Below are 25,384 nucleotides of genomic sequence, written 5' to 3' on the forward strand. Positions count from 1 at the left end.
CGTCTCTCCTGGCAGCGTCTCTTGGCAGAGCGTTTCTGCTAAAGCTTCTGGGGCGCCAAGTGTTTGCCGCAGCAGGTGAGGCGCCGAGAGTCTCGGCGCCTTTTTCTTCGGATGTCGATCTGAGACGCTCGCCTCAGATCCTGGCCTTACATCCCTGAATGACCGTCCGGGCTGACGAAGGCGAGCCGCAGGAGATTGGTCGAACCCGGCGTGCCGAACGGAACGCCGGCCGTCGTGATGATCCGTTCTCCAGGAGCCGCGAAGCCCTCATTGTGGGCAACCGAGCAGGCCCGGTCGACCATCTCGTCGATGTTCATGACGTCGTCGCTGACGACGCAATGAAGTCCCCAGACGAGGGAGAGCCGACGCGCGGTTTCGCGTACGGGCGACAGAGCGAGGATCGGCACGGTCGGCCGCTCGCGCGAGGCACGCATGCTCGTCGAACCCGACGACGTGAAGCAGACGATGGCCGCAAGCGACAGGGTCTCGGCGATCTGGCGCGCTGCTGCCGTAATGGCGTCGGCGCCGGTTGCCAGCGGTTCGGCCCGCTGGGCATTGATGATCATCGGATAATATTGATCGCGCTCGACCGCTTCGGCGATGGAATTCATCACGCGCACGGCGTCGACGGGGTGTTCGCCGGAGGCGGATTCGGCCGACAGCATGACGGCATCGGCACCTTCGAAGACGGCGCCGGCGACATCGGAGACCTCGGCGCGCGTCGGCGTTGCCGCGCCGATCATCGATTCCAGCATCTGCGTTGCAACGACGACCGGCTTGCCAGCGGCGCGGCCGGCGCGGGTGATGCGCTTTTGAATGCCCGGCACCTGCTCGAGCGGGATTTCGACGCCGAGATCGCCGCGCGCCACCATGATGGCATCGGCGAGCTCGATGATCTCGTCGAGCTGTTCGACGGCCTGGGGTTTTTCGATTTTGGCGAGGACGCCGACACGCCCGCGCGCCAGCTTGCGCACTTCGGCGATGTCGTCCGGGCGCTGAATGAAGGACATCGCCACCCAATCGATCGGCTCTTCGAGCGCGGCTTCGAGATCGCGCCGGTCTTTCGGCGTGAGGGCAGACGTCTTCAGCGTGGTGTCCGGCAGGCTGACGCCTTTGCGGTTGGAAAGCTGCGAGCCGGCGATCACCTCGGTTTCCGCCTGGTCGGGCGCATTCTTGATGACGCGCAGCTGGACGCGGCCGTCATCGAGGAGAACGCGGGCGCCGGGGCGCAGGGATTCCATCACGTCGCGATGCGGCAGCTGCACACGATTCTTGTCGCCAGGCGTCGGATCGCTGTCGAGGATGAGCTTCTGGCCGATTTCGAGCGGGATCCGGCCTTCGGCGAATTCACCGATTCTAAGCTTCGGACCCTGGAGATCTACGAGAATGCCGATCGGGCGGCCGTGCTCGGCCTCCACGTTGCGGATGAGGCGCACCAGGCGGCGCATTTCCTCATGGCTCGCGTGGCTCATATTGATGCGGAAGATATCCGCTCCGGCCACGAAGAGCGCGCTGATCGTCTCAGCGGTGTTCGAGGCAGGACCCAAAGTTGCCAGGATCTTGACCTTGCGATTGCGCCTCATTGGCTATCCACGCCCCCGCTCGTCTGTTCTGTCAATTGTACTGTCCAGCTTGCCTGTTCGCCGGTGTCGACCTCGAAAAAGCCCGTTCTTTGGAAGCCGCGGGCCACGCAGTCGCCGACACTGGTGATGGTGAATTCCTTGTCCCGCGTGCACATGAAGGCCTTGCCGCCCCATTCGCCACCGCGGTCGTAGTCGACGGCGTAGATGTAATAGTAGCGGGCTGACAGGGCCCCGGCGAGAAGCGTTTCGCATACGCCGGGATCAATGTTCCACCAGCCTTCCGTCTGCCAGTCATCGGCTCCCTTGTAGCCGATCGCAACCCCGACGCGGCTCGAGGTCTTGTTGCACAACCGAAGGTCGGCCAAAGCGGTTCCGGCTGTCGCGGCGAGGAAGGCGGCTAGTGTGGTGACCATCAGCCCGAGACGTACTGGCGTCATTAGGTCTCTCGACGTTCTCACATTCTCGGCTGCCCCAGCGCGGGTTTTGCGCAGTGAGCGCGGCTTGTCAACGAGGTGGTGCGGCAAAGTCGTTGCTGGAACGGCGAGATTTTGGGCAGATGGCGTTGCGGGGTGCACTCAGAGCGGCTTGGTGACGGGGCGATGCGTGCGCGGCCTCGCAAAGACGACGCCGGCAAAGATCGCGGCCGCACCGACGGCCTGGAGGGCGCCGAGCGATTCGTTGAAGACGAGATAGCCGAGGAGGGCTGCGGCAACCCCTTCCAGAAAGATGACGAGTGCCGAGAAGGCGGCCGGCAGATGGCCGAGGGCGAAGGCGAGAAGGCCCTGGCCGCCGGAATGGCTGATGATGGCAAGCGACAGGAGGGCGCCGATCGCGGCGCCGGTCTGCGGCCAGAGCTGCGTTTCCATCGAGACGGCTTCCACGGCGAGAACGCTGGCGGTGACGATCGAGGAGAGAAACAAGGTTCGGCCGCCGCCGAGGACCCGCCTCGCACGGCGCACAGCGATGAAATACCCCCCGAAGAAGAGCGAGGTGATGAGGCCGTAGATATCGCCGGCGAGATTTTCCGGCGAGACGGAGAGGCTCTCGCCGATCAGGAAGCCGCCACCGATGAGACAGAGGCCCAGTCCAACGACAAGCCGGCGGTCGACCGGCTCGCCCAGGAAGAGGCCGGAGCCGAGCGCCACCCAGACCGGCGCGAGCGTCGCCATGAAGGTGGCGTTGGCGACCGTCGTGTTGAGAACGGCGAGATGCCAGAAGGTGAGGTCACCGGCAAAGAAGATGCCGGCAAGCGCCAACGATCCGGCGACGGGTCGCCAGGAGGGCGCGATACGGCCGGACGGGGTTTCGAGCCTTGCCCAGATCCACAAGAGCGGCAGGGCAAGGGCCACGCGCCAAAAGGCGCTCGTCAACGGGCCGACTTCGGCAAAACGGACAAAGATCGGAGAGGCGCCCATGGCAAAGGCGCCAAGCACCAGCGCGGACATCGGTATGATATCCGGCATTGCGGTCACGAGACCGCTACGTTCACCAGCTTCGCTCAAGACAATCTCCGGCACGCCTTGGCCTCGAAGCCCGGCGGCGTTATGGATGGCAGGGCCTATCATGGCCGGGCCCCTTGCGAAACTGCTTCACACGGATAGATGAACGATACGAATGCGGCGCGGGCCGTGACCGAGACCGCGCCTGCCGATTCCTACAAGGTTGTCCCAGGCGATCCGGGTGGCGGAATTCTGATCCTCTGCGATCACGCCACGCGGCGCATGCCCCAGGAATACCGCGATCTCGGCATGCCGTCGGCGGAGCTTGAACGCCATATCGCTTACGATATCGGTGCCGGTGCGTTGAGCGAGGAGCTTGCCGAGCGCCTGGATGCGCCGGTGGTTCTCACCCAATTCTCGAGATTGCTGATCGACCCCAATCGCGGCGAGGACGATCCAACCCTCGTCATGCGGATTTCGGACGGTGCGGTGGTGCCCGGCAATGCCCGCATCACGCCTGATGAGCGTGAGCGCCGTCTTGAGCGCTTCTATCGGCCGTATCATCGCAAGGTGTCGGAGACGATCGATCAGATGATCGAGGCGGGGCGCCCGCCGGTCATCTTTTCCGTCCACTCCTTTACGCCGGACTGGAAGGGAACGCGGCGGCCCTGGCATGCGGGTATTCTGTGGGACAAGGATCCTCGTCTGCCGCTGCCGCTTCTGGAGGCGCTGAGGGGCGAGCACGGTCTCAGGATCGGCGACAACGAGCCTTATACGGGGGCTCTCGCCGGCGACACGCTTTACCGGCACGGCACTTTGCGCGGCCTCGCGCATGCCCTCGTCGAAGTCCGCAACGACCTTATCTCCACCGCTTCCGGCATCGCGGAATGGGCGGAGCGTCTGGAAGCCCTCCTGCGCCCACTTCTCGCCAATGAGGAGCTCTACGAGATCCGCCATTACGGCTCGCATGCCGATGCGCAAGCGTGAAAGGAGAGACGGTGAGCGAAGATAGGGAGCGAAGCGAGATCGAGGCGGCGGTTTTTCGCTGGCTTGTCGAGCATCTGCGCGCACGCAGCGACGTGCAGAATATCGATCTCATGAATCTTGCCGGATTTTGCCGCAACTGCCTGTCGAACTGGTATCAGGAGGCGGCGGAGGAGAGAGGCCTTGCGCTCAGCAAGGCCGAAAGCCGCGAGATCGTCTACGGTGCCATACGAAGAGTGGAAGAGCCGTCACCAGACGCCGGCGAACGCCGAGCAGCAAGCCGATTTCGAGAAGAACAAGCCACAGCATTGAGGTCAGGCCGGCCCGCCGCGTGGAAAACGTGGATGAGGTCTTTCCGGCATTGACCGAAGCGGGCATCACCTGCACGCGAAACCCAAGAACTTGAATCTCAGGAGAAAACCATGGCCGAAGAGGCATCCGGACCGGGCGGGGTGGCCGCCGGCCAGCTGCGCGCCTTTATCGAACGTATCGAGCGGCTGGAGGAAGAGAAGAAGACCCTGTCTGAGGATATCCGCGAGGTCTATGCGGAGGCCAAGTCGAACGGCTTCGACACCAAGGTGATGCGCCAGGTCGTGCGCCTCAGGAAGCAGGATGTCGCCGAGCGGCAGGAGCAGGAGGCGATCCTCGACCTCTATATGCATGCGCTCGGCATGGCGCCGGCCGCCCTCGACGACGACGAGGCCTGACCCGTCCGACCAATGCGGATCGCCCCGCGCCCTTTTTTTGAGCCTCGCGAGGAGAGACGGGCGCGATCGACCGTTCTCCCCCGCACCTTTTTTCGCCTGCCGCAGGAGCCTTCATCATGACGCCGAGCTACGACATTCTTGTCATCGGAGGGGGCGTCAACGGCTGCGGTATCGCGCGGGATGCCGCCGGGCGGGGCTGGTCGGTTCTCTTATGCGAGATGAACGATCTCGCCAGCGGCACCTCGTCGTGGTCGACGAAGCTCATTCACGGCGGGCTGCGCTATCTCGAATATTACGAGTTCCGCCTGGTGCGTGAAGCGCTGATGGAGCGGGAGCGGTTGTGGGCGATCGCACCGCACATCATCCATCCCTTGCGTTTCGTGCTGCCGCATCATCGCGGCCTGCGCCCGGCCTGGTTCCTGCGGCTCGGACTTTTCCTCTATGACCATCTGGGCGGCCGCAAGCGTCTGCCGCCGACGAAAACGCTCGATCTCAGGCACGACCCAGCCGGCAAGCCGCTTGCCGGCGATTATCGGCGGGGCTTCGAATATTCCGACTGCGCCGTCGACGACGCGCGGCTTGTGACGCTCAACGCCTGCGATGCCCGTAATCGGGGCGCGAGGATCGAAACGCGGACCAAGGTCGTCAAGCTGGAGCGCGTTCAAGAGGGTTGGAAAGCGACGCTTCGCACGGCAGACGGCGAGGAGAGCGAAGTTTCTGCGCGGCTCGTGGTCAATGCGGCCGGCCCGTGGGTCGATGACGTTCTGGAGACGGCCGCGGATGCGAAGCAGCAGCCCATGCGTCTCGTGCAGGGAAGCCACATCGTCGTGCCGAAGCTCTACGAGCACGACCGCGCCTATATCTTCCAGAATGCCGACGGGCGCATCGTCTTCGCCATCCCCTATGAGGGGGAGTTCACGCTGATCGGCACGACCGATCGCGATTACGATGGCGATCCCGCCAAAGTCCGCATCACGCCCGAAGAGACCTCCTATCTCTGCGAGGCGATCAGCGCCTATTTCCGCCGCACGGTGCGCCCGGACGAGGTGGTGTGGTCATTTTCCGGTGTCCGCCCGCTCGTCGACGAAGGGAGCGAGTCAGCCCAGGCAGCGACCCGCGACTATGTCATCAAGGTCGACGATGGCGACGGCCGAGCGGCTCTCGTCAACGTTCTGGGTGGTAAGCTGACCACCTACCGGCGTCTTGCCGAGACGGTTCTTCTGCGCATCGAGGCGGAGCTCAACGAAAAGCGCGGCAAGCCGTGGACCGCCGACGCGCCCCTGCCGGGCGGCGATTTTCCGGTCGACGGTCTCGTTGCGCTCGAAGAGAAGGTGGCCGGCCAGCATCCGGGGTTGCCTCGTCCGCTGATCGCTCGGCTTGTGCGCGCCTATGGCACGAAGACGTTCGAGTTACTGGAAGGGGTGGCCTCGCCCGCCGATCTCGGACAGCATTTCGGCGCCGACCTCTATCAGAAGGAGGTCGAGTATCTTCGCCGTGCGGAATTCGCCGTGAGTGCGGAGGACATCCTCAACCGCCGTTCAAAGCTCTGCCTGCACGTTTCGGAGGAGGAACGAGAGGCGCTCGATCGCTATCTCGGCGAAGGGCTTGCGAGCGCGGTGACGGCGCCCGCCTCGTGAGGGGAGACGTCCGCGCTCACGCTTGAGCGCGGTCACCGCCGAGTGTGTTCTGGGATCTGCTTCAGTCCAGCGACGCGACGAGAAGATAGACCTGATCGGGTTCGTCGATGAAGGCGAGGTCGTCCTTCGTGGCGAAGCGATCGGTGCGCAGCTGCTCGGCCTTGCTGATCGCCCGGGCGACGCCCTCATTCACCGGAATGGCGAAGAACTCGACCGCGCCGGAGGGCCTCGGGGCCTGCAAAAGCGCGAAGATGAAGGTCCGCGTCGTATCCTTGCCCATCAGGCGTGAGAGATCGCCGGAATCGGGCTTTTGGGTGATGAGACGCGCGACAGGGGCTGCCGGCGCCGTGATCTCGACGGCTGCAGCGAGGCTGAGCGGGGCTTCTGATGCAACGGCAAGGCCGGCGGCTTCTTCGAGTGCGGCCGGTGCCTCGGGACGAGCTTCAGGCGAGGCATAGGCGAGCGTCTCGTCCTCTTCGGCGGCGATCCCGGTCTTCGATCCGGCAAGACCTGCCGCGGCGTCGATGGCGTCAAAACCCTGCGGCTCGGCGCCGAGCGAAGCCGTTACGATCGGACGGGCTGCCGGGAGAGTGATTTCCCTGGTGGTGTTCGCCGGGGACATCACGGAATTCGCCAGAACGAGGCCGGCCGTTGCCTGCGCGTCGCGCGGGGAGGCGGTGGCCGGGTCGGCATCTGCAAGGGCACGTTCATAGAGAGCCGTCAATTCGCTGGCGTCCTCGGCCGTGGCCAGGCGTGACGTCTCAGGCATAACGGCTGGGAGGCCGTCCGGACGCGCCTGGGCCATCGCCGCATAAGCGAGAAGACCCATCGTGTCCTGTTCGGCGATCTGAGAAGCGGCAGGTGCGGTCGGATCCGCCGTCTCCGTCCGTGTCGCGACCGCGATCGCCCGGATGGCGGAAGGAGCCGCGCGTGGCAGCATCTCCGGAGCAGACAGCTCTTGCGGCGCAACGCTTGCGACCTGAACTTCCTGAGGTGCGGCGCGCGCCGTCTGGACCGGGGCAATGGCCCGTGCCGGAGCCGTCTTGGAGCGCATCGGGCGGCTCTGATCGCCCTCGTCCTCGTCGCCGTCGAAGACATTCTTCAGCCAGGCGACGACGGTCGCCTTCTCGTTCGGGCTTGACGAGCCGCCAGATCTGCCGAGCGTCTCTTTCTTGCCGCTGCGGCCATATTCGGCGAGCACGATCTTGTAGCCCGGCAATGGTTTGCCGTCGGACGGGATGTGCAGGGTCTTGCCGTCGGGGAAGAGCGCCAGAAGCTGCCGGCGCGTCATGCGCGGCCAGTGGCGGACGCTGCCGACGTCGAGATGCACGAAGGGCGAGCCGGACGTCGGATAGTAGCCGACGCCGCCGACCTGCTTCTTCAATGCGATCTTGCGGAGCTTTTCGAGCGGCACACCCGGAATGAAGAAATCCATCGCCTTTCCGGCGGTGTGCTGGCTGCGCTTGGCGACACCGGAGGAGCGCGAGCGCAGCATGTTGTTGGTCTTCAAGGACCGGAAGGCGGAGACGACCGTGACCGGGTTTTGCGCGCCGGCCTCCTGATAGACCTCCCAGACGAGGTCGAAGAGGCGCGGATCCATGTCGGTCGGCTCGTCGGCACGCCAGTCGCGTAGAAAATAGTTGAGGCGCTTCAGCTCGCGCTGGTCGTAGCGGCCGTTGCGGCGGAAGGTGAACTCGCCGCGTTCGCCGGTATGGGCGAAAAAGAGCTTGAGAGTTCGGTCGCCGGAACGCGATAGGGACGGATCGGAGCCTCCGAGAAGGAGGGCGAAGGCCAGCGTCAGGCACACCATTGGGCCGCGCAGGCGCGAGAGTTTGGACTCGGCCGGTATCAGCAAGCGTGATCGCCTTCTTTTTGCGGGAAGCCCCTTCCCCATCCCCAGGCACGAGAGCGAATTCTCGCTTCTCTTGCTTAACACTCAATTACAAAATGGAAAGCTATGGCGAAAATACGACTGAGGCGCCATTTTCTCGCCTCAGCCCATGTCATGGTTACAGATTCAGTAATTTAGCTAGCTTCTCGTCATAGCCATAAACGTCGGGAACGGTCTTCAAGCTTCCGTCTGCTTCCGGGATCATCGTGAAGTACGCAAGAAAAACCGGCAGTTTCCGCTGCAGATTGATGCGCACTTCCTGGTCTGAATACATCCGTTTCAGACGCGTGGAGTTCCATTGGTCATCGTCGGCCAGGATCGAATCCGCGAACGCCATCGGATCTTGCACGCGCACGCAGCCGTGAGAAAAAGCCCTCGATGATTTCTTGAATAGGCTCTTTGCGGGCGTGTCGTGCAGGTAGACGGCATGCCGGTTCGGGAACATGAACTTGATGCGGCCGAGCGCATTGCGGTCGCCCGGCGGCTGACGAATGCGAAGCTGCCGCGTGTCGACCGCGTACCAGTCGATCAACGTCGGATCGAGGCGGTAGGTCTTGCCGCGAATGTCGGCGAGAAGCTGGTAACCCGTCGAGGAGAAGTATCCGTAAGGGTCCTTGCGGATCTTGGGCAGCATTTCCGCGGTGACGATCGAATTCGGCACGTTCCAGTAAGGATTGAGGATGAGGTGGTCCATCTCATCGCCGAAAAGCGGGGTCGGATGCGAGCGCTGTCCAACGACGACGCGCGCCTCGTGGTTGAGCGCACCGTCGCGGTAAACGCGGACCATGAATTCCGGCACATTGACGAAGATATAATCGTCGCCGAAGTCACGCGGCACCCAGCGCCACCGCTCCATATTCACGATGACGGTCTTGATGCGGTTTTCGCGGCTCGCGCCGTTCAGCGTCTGAAGCGTCTGCGGACCGACCATGCCATCGACCGAAAGGCCGTTTTCGCGCTGGAAGTCCTCAACGGCGGCGACGACCGTATCGTCGTAGAGCATCGCATCGTTGCCGGCGCGATAGGCAACCGGCGTCGGATCGAGCTTCAGATCGGCGCTGTAATCGTGCGCTTTCTCCAAGAACCCTGCCGGGGGTTGGGACCGCGAGGCCTCATCCATCTTGGTGGAAGACGCGGCCTGAGCCAGCGAGCCCGTCGTCTCCGGCTCCGGCATGTCCACGGCCGGGGCGGGAGCGAATTCCGCTTTTTGCGGCGGTTCCGGAATCTCGATACCGAGCCGCTCGCGCAATGTGAGGACGCGCGGGTCGCGCTGGCCGACCTTCAAGGTCGGGCCTTCGGCGATATGCGGCAGAGGCTTGCCGTCGCTCGCGCGCAGTTTCGCAAGCGTCGCCTTCAGCGCCTGATATTGCGGATGCGGAGGCGCGAAGGCGGAGATGGTGGCGTCGACATCCTTCGCCATGGTCGTCTTGGCAAGGGCTTCGCCGAGATCCGGTAGGGCCGGCGCGTAATAGACTTCCTTGTTGACCGATTTCGGCAGAACCCGGCCGATCGCGAGATGCGTGATGAAGCGGGCTGCGTTCTCGCTGAGCGCCACGTCCTTCGCCGCAATGGTATCGGCATCGGTGAGCTGGTCTTGCGGCAGCTCGATCGCCTCATAGTCGGAAGGAGCAAGGCCGTCCTCAGCCGCGCGCGCCATGCGGTCGAGCAGGGCACGGGCCTGCTCCGTCGCTTCGCCATCATGAATCCACACCGGGGCGAACGACCGCTCTTCATAGAAGCTGCGCACCGCTGCGGCGATGTCTTTGGCACGCGGATCGGCATATCCCGGCTGATGGGCGAGAGCGGCCCGGATCGCTGCGGCTTCCGTCGTGATGGCCGGTGACGACGTCTCGGCGGCGTCTTCGACCCCGACCGTGGCAACCTTTAGGGCCGGTGCTGCGGCGACAGGTGTCGCCGCCATCAACGCCAGAAAAACCGCCGTGCCTCTCAATCGCATCCAACTCTCCAGTTTGTCATTCCTTGGCGAACGCGCGCCTCAGGCCGCATCGACGGCGGCCGTCTCGATCCCGTAGTCTTTCAGCTTCCGATAAAGCGTCGAGCGGCCAATATGCAGGCGCCTTGCCACTTCGCTCATTCGGCCGCCGTAATGCTCGACGGCAAAGCGCACAGCTGCCTCCTCGAGCGCATCGAGCGCCCGCATCTCACCGTCCCGATCCAGAAGATGTAGGAGACCATAAAGGGGGGGCGAGATTTTGTCAGCCGATGCAAAGGGCCTGTCAGGTGTTTCCCTATCGCGATGGTGCGCGCGTGCAACATGGCCTGTGCTCGATGCCCGCGTGCGGGCCGCGGCGGCGCCCTCGTTCTGCCAGGCTTTGACCAGTTCCGGGATGGCGCCGGCGTCGAGAGCCGTCTGGATCTGCGGGAAATCCCAAGGCCGCAGAAATTCTCCCTCGCACAGGATCACGGCGCGATAGACGGCATTTTCGAGCTGGCGAATATTGTCGGGCCAGTGGAAGGCCGTCAGAAGCGCTTCCGCCTCGGGTGCCAGACCCTTGAGGCGCGGGCGGCCCTCTTCGGCGGCGAAGCGGGCAAGGAAGGCGGCGGCGAGCGGGAGAAGATCTTCGACGCGGTCGCGAAGCGGCGGCAACCAGATCGGGAAGACGTTGAGCCGGTAGAAAAGGTCCTCGCGGAAGACGCCCTCGGCGACGCGGTCGACGAGCCGGCGGTCGGTCGTGGCGATGAGGCGAAAGTCGGCGCGTGTCACGCGTTCGCCGGCGAGGAGGGGGAGGGTGCCCTCTTCAAGAACGGCGGCAAGGCGGGCCTGCACGCTCGCCGGCAGGTCCGCGATCTGCCGCAAAAGCAGGGTGCCGCTCTGGGCTTCGTGGATGCGGCCGCGAAGGGCCGGCATCGTAGCTGTCGCGGGGCGTCCGAAGAGAAGGACCTCGATGTCGTCGGCGGGGACGGCCCCGCAATCGACGCTGACGAAGGGTCTCGCCCGGCGGTTGCTCTCGCCATGGATGGCGTGCGCGAACCATTCCTTGCCGGTGCCGGCCTCGCCCTCGATGAGGACGGAAATGGCGGAACGTGCCGCGCGCTGGCCGAGCTCCATGGTGCGCATCATCGCCGGTGCGGAGGCGATCATGTCGTCGAAGGAGACGGTTTCTTCGCGCCGATGGCGCAGGCGTTGCACCTCTCCCTGCAGGGCCGAGAGCTTGAGCGCGTTGGTGATCGACACGCGCAGACGTTCGGGAGCTGCCGGTTTGACGAGAAAGTCGAAGGCGCCGGCACGCATCGCCGAGATGGCGGTGTCGATGCCGCCTTGCGCGGTCTGCACGATGACGGCCGGGGGCGCCGGCATTTTCTTCAGTTCATCGAGCACCATCATGCCGTCGACATCGGGCATGACGAGGTCGAGGATCACGACATCGATGGGGGCAGAGGACGTGTCGTTGATGCGGTCCAGAGCGGCCTGACCGCCGGAAACCGATTCCGACAGATAGCCGAAGGATTGCATCATGCCTGCGAGGAGACGCAGGGTGATCGGGTCGTCATCGACCAGAAGCATACGAGCTGGCATCAAGCGTCTTCGTGGGCACGAGAGCGTTTCATTTCGCACCAAGCTGCCCCGACTCAGGTTAAGGGGTTGTTACCCATATCGGCGAAGCGGTGGAATTCTCGGCCGCCGCGATCGCTTTCGCCGCGGCGGAATTTTCGGCCGTGGTCGTGGGGCGCGTCCGCAAAGCTTGCTCTTGCCGCACAAATTGCCAGATGAGAGGCTGGGCGCTACGCCGTCTGCACCAGCTATCAAGGAGAGTGATTGATGCGCACCGAGCAGAGTTTGCTGCAATTCCAGCCTGGCTTCGATGTAACGAAGGAGGGTGCGCAGGTCGCAGACGAGAGCCTCGGCACCCTGCCGGAATGGGATCTGACCGACCTCTATCCGTCGATGGATGCGCCGGAAGTGGCCGCCGATATCGCCAAGGTCGACGAAAAGGCGACGGCCTTCGAGGCAACCTATAAGGGCAAGCTCGCCGAGATCGCTCAAAGTGCGGATGGCGGCAGCCGCCTTGCCGGGGTGATCGAGGAATTCCAGGCGATCGAAGAGATTATCGGCCGGCTGGTGAGCTATGCGGGGCTCGTCTATGCTGGCGATACGAGCGATCCGAAGCGGGCAAAGTTCAACGGCGATCTGCAGGACAAGCTCACCGGGGTTTCGACGAAGCTCTTGTTCTTCCCGCTGGAGCTCAACCGGATCGACGATGCGGTGCTCGACAAGGCCATGGCGAGCCCGGAGCTGGCGCATTGGAAGCCGTGGCTCGACGATTTGCGCGAAGAGCGCCCGTATCAGCTTTCAGACGAGATCGAGCGGCTCTTCCATGAGAAGTCGCTGACCGGCCGGGGTGCCTGGAACCGGCTCTTCAACGAGACGATGGCCGCGCTCCGCTTCAAGGTGAACGGCAAGGACCTTACCCTGGAGCCGACGCTCAATCTTCTGACGGACCACGACGAGGCGCAGCGCAAGGCCGCCGCGACGGCGCTTGCCGACACGTTTCGCGAGAATTTGCGCACCTTCTCTTTGATCACCAATGTGCTCGCCAAGGACAAGGCGATCTCCGACAGCTGGCGCGGCTTCACGGATGTCGCCTCCGCCCGCCATCTCGCCAATCGGGTGGAGCCGGAGGTTGTCGATGCGCTGGTGCAGGCCGTCGCCACTTCCTATCCGAAGCTGTCGCACCGCTATTATGCGATGAAGGCGAAGTGGCTCGGCAAGGACAAGCTCGACCATTGGGACCGCAATGCGCCCCTGCCTGAGACGTTGAAGCGAACGATCGACTGGCAGGAAGCGAAAGAGACGGTGCTTTCCGCCTATGGCAGTTTCGATCCGCGCATGGCGGAGATTGCCGGGAATTTCTTCGACAAGAGCTGGATCGATGCGCCGACGCGTTCGGGCAAAGCGCCGGGCGCCTTCGCGCATCCGACGGTGCCGAGCGCGCATCCTTATGTGCTCCTCAATTACCAGGGCAAGGCGCGCGATGTGATGACGCTCGCCCACGAGCTCGGCCACGGCGTGCACCAGGTTCTGGCCGGCGAGCAGGGGCTGTTGATGGCGCAGACGCCGCTGACCCTTGCGGAAACGGCGAGCGTTTTCGGCGAGATGCTGACCTTCCGCTCCATGCTCGACAACGCCGCGACGCCGAAGGAGCGGAAGATCCTTCTCGCGGGCAAGGTCGAGGACATGCTCAACACGGTCGTGCGCCAGATCGCCTTCTATCAGTTCGAGCGCCGCGTCCACACGGCGCGCCGAGACGGCGAGCTGCCGGCCGAGGTGATCGGCGACATTTGGATGGAAGTGCAGAAGGAGAGCCTCGGACCCTCGATCCGGCTCGGCGAAGGCTATGAGGTGTTCTGGGCCTATATCCCGCACTTCGTGCATTCGCCCTTCTACGTCTACGCCTATGCCTTCGGCGACTGCCTGGTGAACTCGCTCTACGCGGTCTACCGCGATGCCGAGACGGGCTTCCAGGACCGCTATTTCGACATGCTGAAAGCCGGCGGCACCAAGCGCCACAAGGAGCTTCTGGCGCCCTTCGGGCTCGATGCGTCCGATCCGGCCTTCTGGATGCAGGGGCTGTCGGTCATCGAAGGGCTGATCGACGAATTGGAGAGCGTGCAGGCTGCGTGAACCGCGGCACGCAATGCGGCTGGCGGCTTTTTCATCGAGCCTAGAAATTTTGCGGAGACCGCAAATTTTGTGCTTGCCAAGCAGTCGCTTGGTGGAGAAACTCAGAGACGGTCGAAACAGCTTGAAAGGAGGTGATCCAGTGTCGAGTGAGAATGGATGGGGTATTTGCCTGATCGGTCTCGAGGCGGTGGAGCAACCTCTGTCGCTTTCGTGATCGAGTAAATTCTGGGCAAACCGCCCGCTTCTCGCGGAGGGCCGCCGTTTTGGCGGCCCTTTTCCGTTTTGGGCGATCCGTTTTGCGGCAGGGGCCGTTTGCGGCAGGGGCCGGGTGCCCCTCACGGTCAGGCTGGGGGTGAGCGCCCGCGCGCGGGCAACCGCCCCACTTCCTCCTCGCAGTGGCTGAAAAGTTTCAGCTCGGCGATGCGCGATTGGCGGATGCAGGTCAGCCTCGGGCACCCTATCTAGCGGATACGAAGACACGCACGTGTATGACGTAAAAGGTTACCTCGATGCCTGTTGATCCGCCTCGTGACGACGAACGCAACCGCTTTACCGGCCGCATGACGCGCTATGCCCGCGTGGGCGCGGGGATGGGCGGCATTGCGGCGCGAATGGTCGGGTCGCGTGCGCTCGGGCGCGAGATCGATCCGAGCCGCAACGCGCAGGAACTGGCGCAGGCGCTGGGCGGGCTCAAAGGCCCGATCATGAAGGTGGCCCAGCTCATGGCCACGATCCCCGACGTGCTGCCGCCCGAATATGCCGCCGAACTCACGCAGCTTCAGTCCGATGCGCCGCCGATGGGCTGGGCGTTCGTCAAGCGGCGCATGACGGCGGAGCTCGGGGCGGGCTGGCAAAGCCGCTTCAAGGAATTCGAGCATCAGCCGGCAGCCGCCGCCTCGCTCGGCCAGGTGCATCGTGCCATAGACCACGACGGAACGGAGCTCGCCTGCAAGCTGCAATATCCGGAGATGGCGAGCGCGGTCGAAGCCGATCTCGGCCAGCTGTCCGTGCTCTTCTCGCTGCACCGTCGCATGGATACGGCGATCGATACGCGGGAGATGGCCGAAGAGATCGCCGCGCGGGTGCGCGAAGAGCTCGATTACGAGCGCGAGGCCAAACACATGGCCCTCTACGACGCTGTCCTTGCCGACGAACCGCGAGTGCGGGTGCCGAAATTGCGGCCTGAACTCTCCACCCGCCGGCTTCTCACCATGACCTGGCTCGACGGCAAGAAGCTCCTCGACTACCGCGACCATTCGCTGGAAGAGCGAAATCATCTCGCCGCTTCGATGTTCAAGGCCTGGTGGCAGCCTTTCAGCCATCAGGCGATCATTCACGGCGATCCGCATCTCGGCAATTACACGGTATTCGAGGAGGAGGGGCGCCCCGCCGGCATCAATCTTCTCGACTATGGCTGCGTGCGCATCTTCCCGCCGCGCTTCGTGGAAGGCGTGATCGAGCTCTATCGCGGTCTGCAGACCGACGATCGCGAGCGCATCGTCAGCGCTTACGAGACCTGGGGCTTTCGCGGGCTTTCCAACGAACTCATCGATATCCTCAATATCTGGGCGCGCTTCATCTATGGGCCGCTTCTCGACGACCGGACGCGGGCGATCGCCGACGGCATCTCGCCGGCACAGTACGGGCGTGGCGAGGCCTACCGCGTGCATATGGCTCTCAAGGAGAAGGGGCCGGTCACCGTGCCGCGCGAATTCGTCTTCATGGACCGTGCGGCGATCGGTCTCGGCGGGGTCTTCCTGCATCTGCGTGCAGAGATGAATTTCCACCGTCTCTTCAACGAGGAAATCGACGGATTTTCCGTCGACACGGTCACCCGCAACCAGGCGGCGGCGCTTCGAGCCGCGAATCTTGTCGTTGAATCTGCGGGATCAAATTCGCGGCAAGGGCATTAAAGCAGCAACGAACTGCTGGAGGCTCAATTTGCATACCCGTTACATTACCGCTGCCGTCCTTCTTTCCGCCGCCTTTCTGGCTGGCTGTCAAACGGGCATCGGGGGACGTGAGATTTCTTCGCCTGTCGAGGGGCGCTGGATGTCCAGCGACCGGGTCTTCGTCTCGACCTTCTCGAACGGTGCCATGACCACCGAAGACGCCAAGACGGGCGCCCAGCTCGCCACCGGCAGCTACAATATGGCCGGCCCGCAGACCGTCGAGATCAGCTGGTACTCCATCGCCACCAAGCAGCAGCGCGCGGCCACCTGCACGCTTGCAGGCTCAAGCAGCATGACCTGTCGTCAGCCGGGCGCGTCCTTCACCTTGCACCGCGTCTGAGACGCCCATTTTTCTCTCTTGTGACGGCGCCCAAGTGGCGCCGTCTTCGTTTGTGCGTCGGCCTGTATTCGAGGCCCCTGCGGCATTTGGAGGTTTACCCGGCGTTGCCCTTGTCTAAGATGCCGTGGTAAGGCCGGCGATATATCCCGCCAATCTATGCAAGGGCAGTAGCGCATGGCTGAACAGGTGATGGCGTCGGCAGGTTCCGCAATGGATTACGAGCACCACGAGAAGACGTACGACAGGTTTCTGTCGCTCCTCATCTTGGGTATCATACATGTCGTCACGATCGTCCTGATCGTCGCTATTTTCGGCCTTGGGGGCGCCCTGTGGCTCGGCTCTATCGCGCTCGCGCTGACGCTCGCCACGCTGTTCTACGGCCTGTTCAGGCAGAGCAGATGGGGGCCCTCCGCGGTCGTCCTCGGGATTACTTTCGTCTTCTTCCTCTTCGCAGTGGCCTGAGCTAAATCATTATGCGCATTGCAGTTCTTAAGGAACCGCGGGACGACGAGCCGCGTGTCGCGGCAACTCCCGAATCGATCAAGAAATTCAAGACTCTCGGCGCCGATGTGGTCGTTGAGAGCGGCGCCGGGGCAGGCTCTTCGCTTGCCGACGAGGTCTTCGCCGAGGCTGGCGCGGACATCGCGCAAAGCCGGCAGGCGGCGCTTCAGGGCGCCGACGTCGTTCTCACCGTTCGCCGTCCGGAAGAGTTTTCGGGCTTTCCGGAAGGTGCGGCCGTCGTCTCCCTCATGGATCCGTACGGCCATGAGGAGGCGTTGAAGAAGATGGCCGAGGCGAAGCTTTCCGGCTTTGCGCTCGAGCTCATCCCGCGCATCACCCGCGCCCAGTCGATGGACGTTCTCTCCTCGCAGGCGAACCTTGCGGGCTATCGTGCCGTCATCGAGGCTGCGGAAGCCTATGGGCGCGCCTTGCCGATGATGATGACGGCCGCCGGCACGGTGCCCGCCGCCCGCGTCTTCGTGATGGGGGCCGGCGTCGCCGGTCTGCAGGCGATCGCCACCGCCAAGCGCCTCGGCGCCGTCGTTACGGCGACGGATGTGCGCCCGGCCGCCAAGGAGCAAGTGGAATCCTTGGGCGGCAAGTTCATCGCGGTCGAGGACGAGGAGTTCAAGGCGGCGGAGACGGCCGGCGGTTACGCCAAGGAAATGTCGGCGGAATATCGCGCCAAGCAGGCGGAGCTGGTGCGCGAGCACATCGCCAAGCAGGACATCGTCATCACCACGGCACTCATTCCGGGCCGGCCGGCGCCGAAGCTCGTCGATGCGGAGATGGTGAAGTCGATGAAGGACGGTTCCGTCGTCGTCGACCTCGCCGTGGAACGCGGCGGCAATGTCGAGGGCGTGGAAGCCGACAAGCAGGTGGTGAAGGACAACGTCACCCTCATCGGCATCGTCAATATGGCGGGGCAGATCGCAGCGTCCGCTTCGGCGCTTCTCGCCCGCAACATCTATGCCTTCGTCGAGCCGATGGTCGACAAGGAGACGAAGGCCCTTTCCATCAACCGTGAAGACCAGATCGTGGCGGCGACGCTGCTCACCCATGGCGGGGCCGTCGTGCACCCGCAGTTTGGTGGCGAGCCGGTGAACGCGCCGAACGAGAAATAGGGGATAGCCGATGGCTGAAGAAACAGTAAGGCAGGCTGTCGAACAGGCGCAGTCGGCCGCGGAGGCGGCGCGGGAAGCCGCCTCGCAGGCGCTCAATGCGCTGGGAGACGGGGAGGCCGTGGGGCAGCTCGCGCATGCCGCGAGCGGTGGCATGATCGACCCGTTCGTCTTCCGCTTCTCGATTTTCGTGCTGGCGATCTTCGTCGGCTATTATGTCGTCTGGTCCGTGACGCCGGCGCTGCATACGCCGCTCATGTCCGTGACCAATGCGATCTCGTCGGTGATCGTCGTCGGTGCGCTTCTTGCGGTCGGCGTCGACCTCGTCGCGGACGGTTCCAGCACAGCGCGCTGGTTCGGTTTCTTTGCGGTGATGCTGGCGAGCGTCAACATTTTCGGCGGCTTTCTCGTCACGCAGCGCATGCTGTCCATGTACAAGCGGAAAGAGCGGTAAAATGAGCCAGTCTTCGAAGGCTCGGGCGGCAGGCGCCGCCGCTGAGGGAGTGCGCGCCTGATGTCTGCCAGCGTCACAGCCTTTCTTTATCTGATTGCGGGTGTCCTTTTCATTCTGGCACTGCGCGGTCTTTCACACCCGGAAACCAGCCGCCAGGGCAACCAGTTCGGCATGGCCGGCATGGTCATTGCCGTGCTCACCACGCTGATCGGGCATCCCCCGGCCAGCTTCGGATCCTGGGGACTCATCATCCTGGCGATCGCCATCGGCGGTGGTGCCGGCGCGGTGATCGCCAAGCGCATCGCCATGACGGCGATGCCGCAGCTTGTGGCCGCGTTCCATTCGCTCGTCGGCCTCGCCGCCGTTCTGGTGGCCGCAGCCGCGCTTTATGCGCCGCAGGCCTTCGGCATCGGCGATCCCGGATCGATCCACGGAGCGAGCCTCATCGAGATGTCGCTCGGCGTGGCGATCGGCGCGATCACCTTCACCGGTTCGATCATTGCGTTTTTGAAGCTCGACGGACGCATGAGCGGCAAGCCGATCATGCTGCCGATGCGCCATCAGGTGAATATCGGCCTCGGCGTCTTCCTGCTTCTGTGCATCATCATCTTCGCCGCCACGGAAAGCCACACGGCTTTCTGGCTGATCACCATCGTCAGCCTGGCGCTGGGCGTCCTGATCATCGTGCCGATCGGCGGGGCGGATATGCCGGTCGTCGTGTCGATGCTGAACTCCTATTCGGGGTGGGCGGCCGCCGGCATCGGTTTCACGCTCGGCAACACGGCGCTCATCATCACGGGTGCGCTCGTCGGCTCGTCGGGTGCGATCCTGTCCTACATCATGTGTAAGGGCATGAACCGCTCCTTCATCTCCGTCATCCTCGGCGGCTTCGGCGGCGAGACCACGGCTGCGAGCGGCGGTGCGGACGATCGTCCGGTCAAGCAGGGCTCGGCGGAAGACGCGGCTTTCTTGATGAAGAACGCCTCCAAGGTCATCATCGTGCCGGGTTACGGCATGGCGGTGGCGCAGGCGCAGCACGCCCTCCACGAAATGGCCGCGGCCTTGAAGAAGGAGGGCGTGGAAGTGAAATACGCCATCCATCCGGTCGCCGGCCGTATGCCGGGGCATATGAACGTGCTCCTGGCGGAAGCGAACGTGCCCTATGACGAGGTCTTCGAGCTCGAAGATATCAACTCCGAGTTCAGCCAGGCCGATGTCGCCTACGTCATCGGCGCCAACGACGTCACCAATCCGGCCGCGCGCGACGATCCGCAATCGCCGATCTACGGCATGCCGATTCTCGACGTCGACAAGGCGGGCACGGTGCTCTTCGTCAAACGCTCCATGTCCTCGGGCTATGCCGGCATTCAGAACGAGCTCTTCTTCCTCGACAAGACGATGATGCTCTTCGGCGATGCCAAGAAAATGACCGAAGCGATCGTCAAGTCACTCGGCTAGGGTCCGAGGGATTTCGGTTGTTGCAACGGCCGCAGCGCATGCTGCGGCCGTTTTTTGTTGTCTGACGAAGTTGGCGGCCGGCGCGCCGAGGCGGTGACTCTCTGGAGAGATTGCTCGCCTTTTAATCAAGTTTTCCACTTGATTTGATCCCTCACATCGGATTTATGGGCTCCACAAAGTCAAAGTGATGCCGTTCCCTTTCCTGGAAACCGCGCCGCGCCTGTGAAGCGGTTGGCGCCAGGGGCTGGCGGCACCATTGAGGGATCGCCTCATGGATGTGATCAACGTCCTTTTGCTGTTATTGGAGCTGACCGTCTATTTCGCGGTCATGGCCGGTCTCTTCAGGCTTCGCCATCGGCTCGGGATCGGTATCTTCTTCTGTGCCCTCGGCACGATGCATTTCCTCGAGACCTATCTCGCGGCGATCCTTTACGTGCCCTTCGCGGAGGGGACGGCAATTTCGCCGGGCTCGACGGTTCTCTTCGCCGGCAAGCTCGTTCTCCTTCTCCTCGTCTATATCCGTGAAGACGCCTCCACGGTTCGTCAGCCGATCTACGGGCTTCTCATCGGCAACTTCCTGACCGTGGCTCTCGTCTTCCTGGCGCGCCATCACCTCGTCGCGCCGGCGACGGGGCAATTGCCCGATTTCAGCTTCATGAACGACATGGGCTGGCTGATGGTGTGGGGCACGGTGCTTCTGTTCGTCGACAGCATCCTCATCATCCTGCTTTATGAGCGCCTTGGTCGGATCATGCGGCAGAGCGTTGGTCTGCGCATCGCACTCTGCGCCATGGCGATCCTCACCTTCGACCAGATCGGCTTTTATTCGGCGCTCTGGGCACTTCTCGATGCGCCGATCAACGTCCTGATCGGCGGCTGGCTCGCCAAGATGGTGACGGCCTGCATCTACGGCGTGCTTGCGTGGGCTTATCTGCGCTATCTCGAGCGCCCGCCACTCGTGGCGCCTCGGCAGAAGCGGATCTCCGACATCTTCGACATCCTTACGTATCGCGAGAAATACGAGGATCTCCTGAAGCGTGTCGGGCGCGACGAGCTGACCGGGGTGTTCGATCGCAGCCGGCTGCCTGGCGAAGGCAAGGATTCGCTCAATTGCGTGCCCGAGGCGGGGCGGCCGTTCAGTGTGCTCATCGTCGACATCGACGAGTTCAAGGCGATCAACGACGATTTCGGCCATGCGTGCGGGGATCTCGTTCTCAAAGAGATGGCCGCGACGATGCAGGGCGTCCTGCGCAAGGACGACGTGCTGGTGCGCTATGGCGGCGACGAGTTCGTCATCTGTTGCAACGATCTCGACCGCTGGGAGGCGACGTCGCTCGGCGACCGGCTGATGCGCCGGGTTGCGGCTCTCAAATTGCCGCCGCTCGGGCGGCCGGTGACCATCAGCACCGGCCATGCGACATCGCCCGATGATGGACGGACGTTCGAGGAATTGTTCGCGGCCGCCGACCGGTCGCTTTACCGGGCCAAGCGGCGGCGGCACGGGGAAAGCTCAAGGCTGCGGGCGGAAGGAGATCTGGCGCAAGATCGCGGCACGCAGGCCGACGGCGCTCAAGATCCCGAAGGCATCGGGAGCGAGCTCGTCTGAATCCGCGAAGCCGCCGTCACCTGTGACTGGCTGCCTCGGGAGCGGGGCTCTCTTGCCGGCAGGCGGCCGTGCTGTCCGGCCGGATCGATGCGCGGCACGCCGGCGCCTCGTCGCTTTTGACCCAGGCATCGATGCTGATCATGGTCGGCAGGGGAGGATGCTGGAAACTCGCATGGGCATAGCCCGCGACCGCGGCCAGCGTCAGCGCAGTGGCAGCCAGAATACGAAGCAACATTTGGAGCTCTGTTCGCTCGCCTTGTCAAAAGGCTCAATGGTAGGTGCGGGCGATCTGCGGGGCAGATTCCGGTGGCTCGATCAGACCCCGGACCACTTCGCACGGGACCGACATCAATCGCTGGCCGTGTGCATCGAGTGCCGACGCGAAGCCCAGCGCCGCCTCCAGCGGTTCGCGATGATCGGCAAAGCCGCAAAAGCGCTCCAGACAATAATCGAGGCAGGAGCCGTCCCGGTGCTGACACGCTGCGATCATTGCCACGGCGAGACATTCGTCGCGGCAGATATGGGGGCAGCCTGAGTTGAAGCACTGGATCGGATCCGTCCGCCAGAGAAAGACGGAGCGCACCCAATGGGCGAGCTGGGTGACGGAATGGCGTGCGGGACCGTGACCGAACTTCTCGGAGAACAGGTTCCAGGCCTCACTCCAATGCTCGATGTCGCCGGTCTGATAGCCTGCGACCCACAGCCTGAAACCGTTGACGACGAGAGCTTCTGGAGGGCGCTTGAGATAGCCGCAAGCCCCGGCGAAAGGACATTCGTGCATGGGCTATTCCTGTTCGCGGAGAGATGGGTGTGTCGCTTGGAGACGCGCTTTCGGACTCAACGCAAGGGACGGTTCTAGGCCGCGGGCCGAACCGGCTGCGTGAAGGAGGGGCGGATGCGCCTGATCCGCTGCGGTCGCGCAGAAAAATCTCATTCATTTCCTCCAATCGAAAGGGTTCAAGGCCCTGACATCAAAGGACGTTGCGACGGGTGTCGCGACTTCGCGAACGAACCAGAAGGCCGAAGCAAAATCAAACACTATGTTCTGGATCCATTCTAAAGAAAGCTGTGCTCATCGGGCCCTGGATGCGGATGGCACTGGCGTGGTGGGAGGGCTCCAACACGTTCTTGTTTTCGCGGCTTTCGGTAGTCTTTTGTTAAGGTTTAGAGGCGTGGTTAATCTTCATAGTTAAGCCCTTCTTAAGTGATCGCGGCTAAACCTTGTCAACATCAGTGGGTGATTTCCGGCTGCCGGACGCGCCGCAAAAGACGAGGACCACTATGTTGAAACGCGCCACCCTTGCGCTTGCTGCCAGCGTGACGGCCTTGACCGCGGCACCGGCAGTTTTCGCCGCCGATCTTCCGCTTCCGCCGATCGTGGAACCAGAGCCGCTGCCGCCGGCCGCGCCTTCCTTCAGCGGCTGGTATCTGCGTGGTGATATCGGCATCACCAATCAGCGGCTCGACAAGATCACGAGCAGCCTCATCGATCAGGCGATCGCGAACGGCGATACGGTCAGCTTCGTCAACGATCCGGAATTCGACAGCGGCGGCTTCGCCGGCGTCGGTATCGGCTATCAGATCAATCCCTGGGCCCGTGTCGACCTGACCGGTGAATATCGCGGGAAGACGAGCTTCTCCGCCTTCGACACCTATGTCGGCGCAGATCCGGCTTTCGTCGGCTCGAACGAATACGAGGCTATGAAGTCGGAATGGCTGTTCCTCGCGAACGCCTATGTCGATCTCGGCAGCTGGCATGGCTTCTCGCCCTATGTCGGCGCGGGTATCGGCGCCTCGCGCAACACGATCAGCGGCATGCGCGATATCAACACGCCGAACGGCTACACGTCCTATGGCGGCGATCACAGCGAGTGGAATCTCGCCTGGGCGCTGCATGCCGGTCTCGCCTATCAGGTCACCCCCAATCTCGCGCTCGATCTCGGCTATCGCTACGTCAATCTCGGCGACGCGGAATCGGCCGACATGGTTGGCTACGACGGCAACAACGACAGTGTGAACCCGATCAAGTTCAAGGACATCGATTCTCACGATGTGAAGCTCGGCGTGCGCTACACGTTCGGGGGCCCGGCCGCGGAACCCGACCCGATGTATTACGGCGAACCCGCCGTCGTTAAGTACTGAGCCTATTGATCCTGGGCTTCTCTCTGGATCTGCTCCAGAAGCGGGTCGGCTTTGCCGGCCCGTTTCGCGTTCTGGGGTCCGGTTTTCATGCCGCGCGGCAGAGGCCCGGATGCGCAGGCCTTGTTCAGCCCGGGGAGGGCGGCAGCCGGCTTGGAGAGAAGAACGCCGCGAGGCGCCAGGCCGCGAACGTCGACAGGCCTGCGACGGTCGAACAGGCGCGCACAATCGACCATGTCTCGATCTCGTGAAGCGGCATCTGCAGCGCGACGAGCGGCGAAATCGCAAAGAAGACGATGGCCGGGGCGAGAAGTCCCAAAAGGCCGAAGGCGAGCGCCAGTTTTGCAAGCAGGCTCGCCAGAAGAACCATAAAAAACACGATCAGCACGATTGCCGCGAGCCGCTCTGCGAGGGGCGGTGTGCGCCATTTCCAGCTGACGGGATCATGCAGTTCCGCCACCGCGGCGCCGCACGCCAATGCGGCAGCCGAATAAAGCAGGAGCGTCACGGCGCTCGACATCGCGTCTTCCCCAACCCGCGTCTCTCTTCCCTCGAAAGGGTGGGATCGACGCTCCCCCGACGACACTCTTCTGAAAACGCATTCTCTATATTGAGGCAAGCGCGCAACAGACATGGCTGCTCTCCGGCGGTCCACAATAAGTCAGTTGCGTTGTCACCCCCATTTCTGTAAAGGCGGCGGCGGGACACTCCGCCCCAACGCGGAGCGCCTATCTGAAAGGGTAGACTGACATGACGATGATTTCGCAGCCGGCAGAGCGCCCGGCCAATCCCCGCTTTTCTTCTGGACCGACTGCCAAGCGCCCCGGTTGGACGCTTGATGCACTTTCCGACGCCTTTCTCGGCCGTTCGCACCGCTCCAAGGGCGGCAAGGCCAAGTTGAAGCAGGCGATCGAGGAAACCCGCGACATTCTCGGCGTTCCCGCCGACTACAAAATCGGCATCGTGCCCGCCTCCGATACCGGCGCCGTGGAAATGGCGCTGTGGTCGATGCTCGGCGCACGTGGCGTCGACGTTCTTGCCTGGGAGAGCTTCGGCTCCGGCTGGGTGACGGACGTCGTCAAACAGCTGAAACTCGAAGATACGCGCACGCTCAAGGCCGAGTATGGCGCGCTCGTCGACCTCGGAGAGGTCGATTTCACCCGCGATGTGGTCTTCACCTGGAACGGCACCACCTCTGGTGTGCGCGTGCCCGATGGCGAATGGATCCCGGCCGACCGCGAGGGGCTGACGATCTGCGACGCCACCTCCGCCGCCTTTGCGCAGAAGCTGCCTTTCGACAAGCTCGATGTGGTCACCTTCTCCTGGCAGAAGGTCCTGGGCGGTGAGGCGCAGCACGGCATGCTGATCCTGTCGCCGCGCGCGGTAGAACGGCTCGAGAGCTATACGCCCGCCTGGCCGATGCCGAAGATCTTCCGCATGGTGAAGGGCGGCAAGCTCAACGCCGAGATCTTCGAAGGCGCGACGATCAACACCCCCTCGATGCTTGCGGTGGAAGATTATCTCGACGGTCTCGCCTGGGCCCGTTCCGTCGGTGGTCTCAATGGCCTCGTCGGCCGCGCCGATGCGAATTTCGCCGTCATCTCAGACTGGGTGGCCAAGACCTCCTGGGTCGATTTCCTGGCGCATGAGCCGGCGATCCGCTCCAACACCTCCGTCTGCCTCGTCATCGTCGACGACGAGGTGAAGGCGCTTTCCGAGGCCGAGCAGGCCGCCTTTGCCAAGGCGCTGACTGCCCGTCTCGACAAGGAAGGCGTCGCCTTCGACATCGGCGCCTATCGCGATGCGCCGGCCGGTCTCCGCATCTGGTGCGGCGGCACGGTCGAAAAGACCGATCTGGAAAAGCTGACGCCCTGGCTCGACTGGGCCTTCGCCACGGAAAAGAGCGCGCTCAAGAAAGCCGCCTGACC

At 63.4% G+C, this 25,384-nt stretch carries 22 protein-coding genes and 1 pseudogene; 14 read left to right on the forward strand and 9 right to left on the reverse strand.

Annotated features, from left to right (window positions below; all coding sequences use genetic code 11):
- Positions 1 to 146 precede the first annotated feature (146 nt).
- The 3 genes from pyk to BLP76_RS15925 all read right to left on the reverse strand — a co-directional run bounded on the left by pyk (position 147) and on the right by BLP76_RS15925 (position 3,085).
- Complete coding sequence (gene pyk / locus BLP76_RS15915; protein WP_092815632.1) at positions 147 to 1,583, reverse strand: pyruvate kinase; 1,437 nt, start codon at positions 1,581 to 1,583, stop codon at positions 147 to 149.
- On the reverse strand, positions 1,580 to 1,996 hold the full coding sequence (locus tag BLP76_RS15920; protein ID WP_244514634.1) for a DUF1036 domain-containing protein: 417 nt from the start codon (positions 1,994 to 1,996) through the stop codon (positions 1,580 to 1,582). Before BLP76_RS15920 ends, pyk begins: the two co-directional genes overlap by 4 nt.
- 162 nt (positions 1,997 to 2,158) lie before the next feature.
- Positions 2,159 to 3,085 (reverse strand): DMT family transporter, encoded by a 927-nt coding sequence (locus BLP76_RS15925; RefSeq protein ID WP_244514628.1) that lies wholly within the window; start codon positions 3,083 to 3,085, stop codon positions 2,159 to 2,161.
- Between the two features lie 99 nt (positions 3,086 to 3,184).
- Here BLP76_RS15925 and BLP76_RS15930 point away from each other — a divergent pair, with 99 nt between their 5' ends.
- The 4 genes and pseudogenes from BLP76_RS15930 to glpD all read left to right on the forward strand — a co-directional run bounded on the left by BLP76_RS15930 (position 3,185) and on the right by glpD (position 6,350).
- Positions 3,185 to 4,009 (forward strand): N-formylglutamate amidohydrolase, encoded by an 825-nt coding sequence (locus tag BLP76_RS15930; protein WP_092815642.1) that lies wholly within the window; start codon positions 3,185 to 3,187, stop codon positions 4,007 to 4,009.
- Between the two features lie 11 nt (positions 4,010 to 4,020).
- Positions 4,021 to 4,318: pseudogene (locus tag BLP76_RS15935) on the forward strand (DUF1244 domain-containing protein).
- 110 nt (positions 4,319 to 4,428) lie between these two features.
- Complete coding sequence (locus BLP76_RS15940; RefSeq protein ID WP_092815645.1) at positions 4,429 to 4,713, forward strand: DUF2312 domain-containing protein; 285 nt, start codon at positions 4,429 to 4,431, stop codon at positions 4,711 to 4,713.
- 116 nt (positions 4,714 to 4,829) lie between these two features.
- A complete protein-coding gene (gene glpD / locus BLP76_RS15945; RefSeq protein ID WP_092815648.1) occupies positions 4,830 to 6,350 on the forward strand; it encodes a glycerol-3-phosphate dehydrogenase in 1,521 nt (506 codons plus the stop codon).
- 61 nt (positions 6,351 to 6,411) lie between these two features.
- Here the strand turns inward: glpD and BLP76_RS15950 are convergent, their stop codons facing one another.
- The 3 genes from BLP76_RS15950 to BLP76_RS15960 all read right to left on the reverse strand — a co-directional run bounded on the left by BLP76_RS15950 (position 6,412) and on the right by BLP76_RS15960 (position 11,779).
- The gene (locus BLP76_RS15950; protein ID WP_244514629.1) at positions 6,412 to 8,205 is read right to left on the reverse strand and encodes a peptidoglycan L,D-endopeptidase MepK; all 1,794 of its coding nucleotides are present in this window, start codon (positions 8,203 to 8,205) and stop codon (positions 6,412 to 6,414) included.
- A 154-nt stretch (positions 8,206 to 8,359) separates the two neighbouring features.
- Positions 8,360 to 10,198 (reverse strand): L,D-transpeptidase family protein, encoded by a 1,839-nt coding sequence (locus BLP76_RS15955; RefSeq protein WP_092815654.1) that lies wholly within the window; start codon positions 10,196 to 10,198, stop codon positions 8,360 to 8,362.
- 39 nt (positions 10,199 to 10,237) lie between these two features.
- Positions 10,238 to 11,779, reverse strand: coding sequence for a sigma-54-dependent transcriptional regulator (locus tag BLP76_RS15960; protein WP_200170616.1), 1,542 nt, complete (start codon positions 11,777 to 11,779; stop codon positions 10,238 to 10,240).
- A gap of 243 nt (positions 11,780 to 12,022) precedes the next feature.
- On the opposite strand from BLP76_RS15960, the gene BLP76_RS15965 reads away from it, so the two are divergent.
- The 8 genes from BLP76_RS15965 to BLP76_RS16000 all read left to right on the forward strand — a co-directional run bounded on the left by BLP76_RS15965 (position 12,023) and on the right by BLP76_RS16000 (position 21,317).
- Positions 12,023 to 13,885, forward strand: a complete 1,863-nt coding sequence (locus BLP76_RS15965) for a M3 family oligoendopeptidase (protein ID WP_092815660.1) — start codon at positions 12,023 to 12,025, stop codon at positions 13,883 to 13,885.
- A gap of 509 nt (positions 13,886 to 14,394) precedes the next feature.
- A complete protein-coding gene (locus tag BLP76_RS15970) occupies positions 14,395 to 15,798 on the forward strand; it encodes an ABC1 kinase family protein (protein WP_092815663.1) in 1,404 nt (467 codons plus the stop codon).
- A 28-nt stretch (positions 15,799 to 15,826) separates the two neighbouring features.
- Positions 15,827 to 16,177, forward strand: coding sequence for an Omp10 family outer membrane lipoprotein (locus BLP76_RS15975; protein WP_092815666.1), 351 nt, complete (start codon positions 15,827 to 15,829; stop codon positions 16,175 to 16,177).
- 174 nt (positions 16,178 to 16,351) lie between these two features.
- A complete protein-coding gene (locus tag BLP76_RS15980) occupies positions 16,352 to 16,639 on the forward strand; it encodes an aa3-type cytochrome c oxidase subunit IV (protein ID WP_092815669.1) in 288 nt (95 codons plus the stop codon).
- An 11-nt stretch (positions 16,640 to 16,650) separates the two neighbouring features.
- Positions 16,651 to 17,802 carry a Re/Si-specific NAD(P)(+) transhydrogenase subunit alpha gene (locus BLP76_RS15985; RefSeq protein ID WP_092815672.1) on the forward strand — a complete coding sequence of 384 codons (1,152 nt, stop codon included), beginning with the start codon at positions 16,651 to 16,653 and terminating at the stop codon, positions 17,800 to 17,802.
- A 10-nt stretch (positions 17,803 to 17,812) separates the two neighbouring features.
- Positions 17,813 to 18,253, forward strand: a complete 441-nt coding sequence (locus tag BLP76_RS15990) for an NAD(P) transhydrogenase subunit alpha part 2 (protein WP_092815675.1) — start codon at positions 17,813 to 17,815, stop codon at positions 18,251 to 18,253.
- A 60-nt stretch (positions 18,254 to 18,313) separates the two neighbouring features.
- A complete protein-coding gene (locus tag BLP76_RS15995; protein ID WP_092815678.1) occupies positions 18,314 to 19,711 on the forward strand; it encodes an NAD(P)(+) transhydrogenase (Re/Si-specific) subunit beta in 1,398 nt (465 codons plus the stop codon).
- Positions 19,712 to 19,982: 271 nt separating this feature from the next.
- Positions 19,983 to 21,317 carry a GGDEF domain-containing protein gene (locus BLP76_RS16000; RefSeq protein ID WP_092815681.1) on the forward strand — a complete coding sequence of 445 codons (1,335 nt, stop codon included), beginning with the start codon at positions 19,983 to 19,985 and terminating at the stop codon, positions 21,315 to 21,317.
- Positions 21,318 to 21,333: 16 nt separating this feature from the next.
- Here BLP76_RS16000 and BLP76_RS16005 read toward each other — a convergent pair whose 3' ends face one another.
- Both BLP76_RS16005 and BLP76_RS16010 read right to left on the reverse strand, forming a co-directional pair.
- On the reverse strand, positions 21,334 to 21,552 hold the full coding sequence (locus tag BLP76_RS16005) for a hypothetical protein (protein WP_092815684.1): 219 nt from the start codon (positions 21,550 to 21,552) through the stop codon (positions 21,334 to 21,336).
- A gap of 33 nt (positions 21,553 to 21,585) precedes the next feature.
- Entirely contained in the window at positions 21,586 to 22,098 is a 513-nt protein-coding gene (locus tag BLP76_RS16010; protein WP_092815687.1) for a hypothetical protein, read from the reverse strand.
- 500 nt (positions 22,099 to 22,598) lie between these two features.
- Between BLP76_RS16010 and BLP76_RS16015 the strand changes: the two genes are divergently transcribed.
- Positions 22,599 to 23,459: an outer membrane protein gene (locus tag BLP76_RS16015; RefSeq protein WP_338081429.1), complete on the forward strand. Its 861-nt coding sequence runs from the start codon at positions 22,599 to 22,601 to the stop codon at positions 23,457 to 23,459.
- A 124-nt stretch (positions 23,460 to 23,583) separates the two neighbouring features.
- Here the strand turns inward: BLP76_RS16015 and BLP76_RS16020 are convergent, their stop codons facing one another.
- Positions 23,584 to 23,976 carry a hypothetical protein gene (locus tag BLP76_RS16020; protein ID WP_092815690.1) on the reverse strand — a complete coding sequence of 131 codons (393 nt, stop codon included), beginning with the start codon at positions 23,974 to 23,976 and terminating at the stop codon, positions 23,584 to 23,586.
- A 230-nt stretch (positions 23,977 to 24,206) separates the two neighbouring features.
- Here BLP76_RS16020 and BLP76_RS16025 point away from each other — a divergent pair, with 230 nt between their 5' ends.
- On the forward strand, positions 24,207 to 25,382 hold the full coding sequence (locus BLP76_RS16025) for a phosphoserine transaminase (protein WP_092815693.1): 1,176 nt from the start codon (positions 24,207 to 24,209) through the stop codon (positions 25,380 to 25,382).
- Positions 25,383 to 25,384 lie beyond the last annotated feature (2 nt).

Origin of the sequence: Afifella marina DSM 2698 (assembly GCF_900102695.1) — a bacterium.
Classification (GTDB): Bacteria; Pseudomonadota; Alphaproteobacteria; order Rhizobiales; family Afifellaceae; genus Afifella; species Afifella marina.